5 protein-coding genes are annotated in these 3,844 nt (G+C 69.5%); 1 reads left to right on the top strand and 4 read right to left on the bottom strand.

Going from position 1 to position 3,844, the window contains the following annotated elements; genetic code table 11:
* On the bottom strand, positions 1-454 hold a 454-nt coding region (locus WA805_RS16630; protein ID WP_425242792.1), incomplete at its 3' end, for an MFS transporter.
* A 39-nt stretch (positions 455-493) separates the two neighbouring features.
* Positions 494-1,375 carry a DUF72 domain-containing protein gene (locus WA805_RS16625; RefSeq protein ID WP_422284435.1) on the bottom strand — a complete coding sequence of 294 codons (882 nt, stop codon included), beginning with the start codon at positions 1,373-1,375 and terminating at the stop codon, positions 494-496.
* Positions 1,376-1,494: 119 nt separating this feature from the next.
* Here WA805_RS16625 and WA805_RS16620 point away from each other — a divergent pair, with 119 nt between their 5' ends.
* Positions 1,495-1,947 carry a PPC domain-containing DNA-binding protein gene (locus WA805_RS16620; RefSeq protein WP_422284434.1) on the top strand — a complete coding sequence of 151 codons (453 nt, stop codon included), beginning with the start codon at positions 1,495-1,497 and terminating at the stop codon, positions 1,945-1,947.
* Here the strand turns inward: WA805_RS16620 and WA805_RS16615 are convergent.
* Positions 1,944-3,137: a lysylphosphatidylglycerol synthase transmembrane domain-containing protein gene (locus tag WA805_RS16615; RefSeq protein WP_425242791.1), complete on the bottom strand. Its 1,194-nt coding sequence runs from the start codon at positions 3,135-3,137 to the stop codon at positions 1,944-1,946. The genes WA805_RS16620 and WA805_RS16615 overlap by 4 nt on opposite strands.
* Before the next feature lie 60 nt (positions 3,138-3,197).
* Positions 3,198-3,844 (bottom strand): HNH endonuclease signature motif containing protein (locus tag WA805_RS16610; protein WP_425242790.1); only part of this gene is annotated, 647 nt, incomplete at its 5' end.

Below are 3,844 nucleotides of genomic sequence, written 5' to 3'. Positions count from 1 at the left end.
TCAGCACGCCGAGCGCCCAGGCGAGCGGAACCCATCCGATGATCAGCACCCGCGCCGCGTCGCAGGCCAGCATGATCCCGCGCTTGGCGTGCCGGTCCACGATCGCGCCGGCCGGCAGGGCGATGAGCGCGAACGCGGCGGTCGCGGCCGAGGTCAGCAGGGCCACTTCGAAGGTGCTGGCGTTGAGCAGGACCACCGCGGTCAGCGGCAGCGCCAGCTGGGTGACCGACGAACCCATCTCGCTGACGGTCTGGCCGCCCCACAGCAGCATGAAGTCGCGGTGCCGCCACAGGCTGTGCTGCTTCCCGGCCTCACCCGGCGGGGCCTCGGCTTTCGCCGCCGCCGCGGCCTGGTGCGCTTCGGCGGCTTGTTCCGCGGCTTGCTCGATGGCGGCGCCGGGCGACTGTGGCTCCTGCCCTGGCTCCAGCAGTGGTTCTTGCCCCGGCTCTGGCACGGCCTACACCTTAGTCGGCGGCACGCCTGCCATGTCTATCTATATTCCGAGTCTCTCGGCGAGCTGGCGGGCGTTGACCTGGGCATAGTCCCGGTAGCAGTTGTTGAACACCACGCGGGTTTCCGCTGCGTCCTCGGCGAGTCGCGCTACCTTGGCCGCCCAGTCGTCAAGCTCCCTGCCGCTGTAGCGGTAGCCGAACCGCTCCGCGATGCTCTTGCTCTCCCACTTGTCCGAATGGCCGTGCATGCGGACCAGGGCCAGGTCGCTGGTGGCGGCCACCACCGGCGGGATGGAGCTTGAGTACCCCTGCGGCATGTCCACGCACACGTACGGCAGCTGATGGGAGGCGAGGAAGTCCAGCGTTTCCTTCTGGTTGTCGTCGGTCATCCAGGTGTGGTTGCGGAACTCCACGCACACCCGCCGCGGCGCGGCCCGCTCCGCGCACGCCACGATGTAGTCCTTGTTCGCCCGGGAGATCGGGAACCACGGCGGGAACTGGAGCAGGATCGCGCCGAGCTTGCCCGCCTCGCGCAACGGCTCAAGGGCGGCGAAGAAGCGGTCCCACGCCTGGTCGGCCACTGCCGGGTCCACGTCCTTGAGGTAGACGCGCTCCTTGCCCGTCTCGCCGGCCGCGGCTTCGCGCAGGTCGGCAGGCATCGCCTTCACCGGCGTCGGATGCTGGGTGAACAGGCTGAACGCCTTGATGTTGAAGATGAACTCCGCCGGGGTCCTGTCCCGCCACGTCGCCGCGGTCTGCTCGGCGGGCAGCGCGTAGTACGTGGAGTCCACCTCGACCAGCGGGAACTGGCTGGCGTAGTAGCGCAGCCGCTTCTCCGGCGTGTTCGCGTCCTTCGGGTACCAGCCCGAGTCGATCAGCGTCTTGTCGGTCCACCCCGCGGTGCCCAGCCGGATCTGCGCCATGACCAGCAGCCTAGCGACGTGTGACTGCCGGTCGCCGCCACCCGGTCACTGCTCGAGCACGCGGATAGGACGGCGCGCATCGGGTAGCGCTCTTCTCGCGGGCGACGAGGGAGGCTGCGATGCAGGCGAAGCTGGTTGCGGAGGGTACGACCGTGACGTACGTGGTCGTGCTCGACCAGGGCGAGGAGGCGTTCTCCGCGCTGACGGACTGGGCCGCGAGCGAGGGGATCTCCGCGGCCCAGGTGACCGCGGTCGGGGCGTTCGAGCGGGCGGTCGTCGGCTGGTTCGACCGCGCGGCGAAGGACTACCGGCGCATCACGGTCGACCAGCAGTGCGAGGTGCTGTCACTGATCGGGGACATCGCGATCGGGCCCGGCGGCGATGGCGAGGCTGAACAGTCGCAGCCGCACCTGCACGCCGTGCTCGGCCTGTCCGACGGCACCACCCGTGGCGGGCACCTGCTGGAAGGTCATGTCTGGCCGACCCTGGAGGTCGTGGTGCGGGAGGCGCCCGCACAGCTGCGCAAGACGCTCCGGCCCGACATCGGACTGGCGCTCATCGACCTTCGCTAGCCGGAATCGTCCTCGGCAGGCGGGTCGGGGCTGTCGTCTTTCCTTTCGACGGACGGCAGCATGCCGGAGATCGCGGATCGCATCGCCTGCCAGCCCATCCGAGGCTTCACCTTCAGCGACGCGTAGGCGAGGGCACCGGTCGGGATGGGCAGCCAGAAGTTGACGAGCCGCCAGGCGATGACGCCCAGCGTGGCCACGCTGCGGGTGACGCCGAAGCCGACCAGCAGCAGCGGCGTAATCGAGTCGACGACCCCGAGACCGCCCGGCGTGATCGGGAGCGCGCCCGCCACGTTGGCGATCCCGTAGACGGCGAACAGCTCGATGGGATTGACCAGCTTGCCGAACGCGGCCACGAAGGCCCACAGCGAGGCCGCGTCGAGCAGCCAGTTGAGGGAGGCCCAGAGCAGGGCCAGGGAAAGCACGCGCTTGTCCCGCGCCATCGTGGCGAACGTGTGAGCGGCCTCCAGGATGGCGTGCTCGACGCGCTCGCCGCTCAGTCCGGGAATCTTGTCGGCGACCATGCGCAGGACCCGCGACGCGCGACCTGCTCCCCTGGTGACGCCGAACACCAGGGCCGCGACGGCCAGCAGTACCACGGTCCCGATGATGGCGACCGTCCCGTAAATGGGCTGGAACCCGGCCAGTGCGATGGAGATCACCAGAGACAGCCACAACAGCACGTTCAGCACAACTGTCGAGCCGATGCCCTTGGCCGCCATCATGACTCCGGCGTCGTTGCCGGAGATGCCTTCGTCGGTGAACAGCTTGAACCCGAGCGCCGCCGTGCCCAGCGTGCCGGCCGGGATGACGTGCGCCACGGCCGCGGCGGACAGGTCGATCCTGAACAGGATGGACAGGCTGGGCTTAGGCCCCGGCGGCAGCAGCACCTTGGTCAGCACCGCGTAGCAGAGCAGCGACAGGCCCTCGAGTATGAGCCCTACGCTGAGCCAGACCGCGTTCACCTGGCCGAGCAGGTACAGGTCCTTGCTGGCGCCCACTAGCTCGGGGACAACGAGGTACTCGACGACCAGCAGCAGGATGAAGAGCAGCACGGTGCGTCGCAGCGGCTTGACCAGGTACGGCAGCCAGAGCCGCAGTCGCGGCCAACGGCGCGGCCCGCGCTCCTGCTGCTCCGCGCCCGGGTCGTCGTCCTTAACGTCCGGGGCAGTTCCGCCGTGGTCTGCCTCCATACCATCTGCCTACCCCGATCCCGTCGACTATCGCGGATGCGCCGACACAGCGAGAATCGATCACATTTCGTAGACGGTCGGGGTCGTGGTGTAGCTGCGTCCGGAGGGCGTGGTCCAGATCATGACGCCGGGCTCGGGCTGGGTGAGCGTCCAGCCGGGGGCCTGCTTGACCCGATGGTGGCGTCTGCATGGCGGGGCCAGGTCGCACTCGCAGGTGATCCCGGCGGGGTAGGCGAGGGTGTGGTCGAGGTCGTTGTGGTAGGCCTGCGCGCCGCAGCCGGGCGCCGGGCAGGTCGCGGTACGCGCCCAGACCAGATGCTTGAGCTTGCGGCTGGGCGTATAGCGGTTTTCGGCGTTGGTGTGGTCGCAGTTGCCTTTGGCGATCGGGGTGAAGGTGACGTTGAGGTCGCGCAGGAGGTCGGCGAGCGCGGCGGCTTGCTGGGCGTCGGGTCCGTCGCGGTTTCGCTGACTGTCTCCCGGTGGCGGGATCCAGGGGTGTGGGCCGCGGGCGCAGCCGTGCGCGACCGCGGTGCCGTCGGGCCCGAGGAGGGTGAAGCACCAGCGGGTGCGGGGATGCAGCGAGGCGGCCTGGACCAGGCGGCGGGTGTCGTCGGGGTCGGTCAGTCCCCAGCTGCCGGCCTCGCCGGGAGCGGAGGACCAGCCGAAGATATTGCCTGCGGGAACGGTGAGGTTGATCAGCGCCGGGA

Source organism: Trebonia sp., from assembly GCF_049794275.1.
Classification (GTDB): Bacteria; Actinomycetota; Actinomycetes; order Streptosporangiales; family Streptosporangiaceae; genus Trebonia.
This window is presented reverse-complemented; position numbering and strand designations above follow the sequence as displayed.

Excerpts from the sequence above, each read along its gene's own strand:
- WA805_RS16625 (WP_422284435.1), bottom strand. The coding sequence starts at position 1,375 with ATGGCGCAGATCCGGCTGGGCACCGCGGGGTGGACCGACAAGACGCTG.
- WA805_RS16620 (WP_422284434.1), top strand. The coding sequence starts at position 1,495 with ATGCAGGCGAAGCTGGTTGCGGAGGGTACGACCGTGACGTACGTGGTC.
- WA805_RS16615 (WP_425242791.1), bottom strand. The coding sequence starts at position 3,137 with ATGGAGGCAGACCACGGCGGAACTGCCCCGGACGTTAAGGACGACGAC.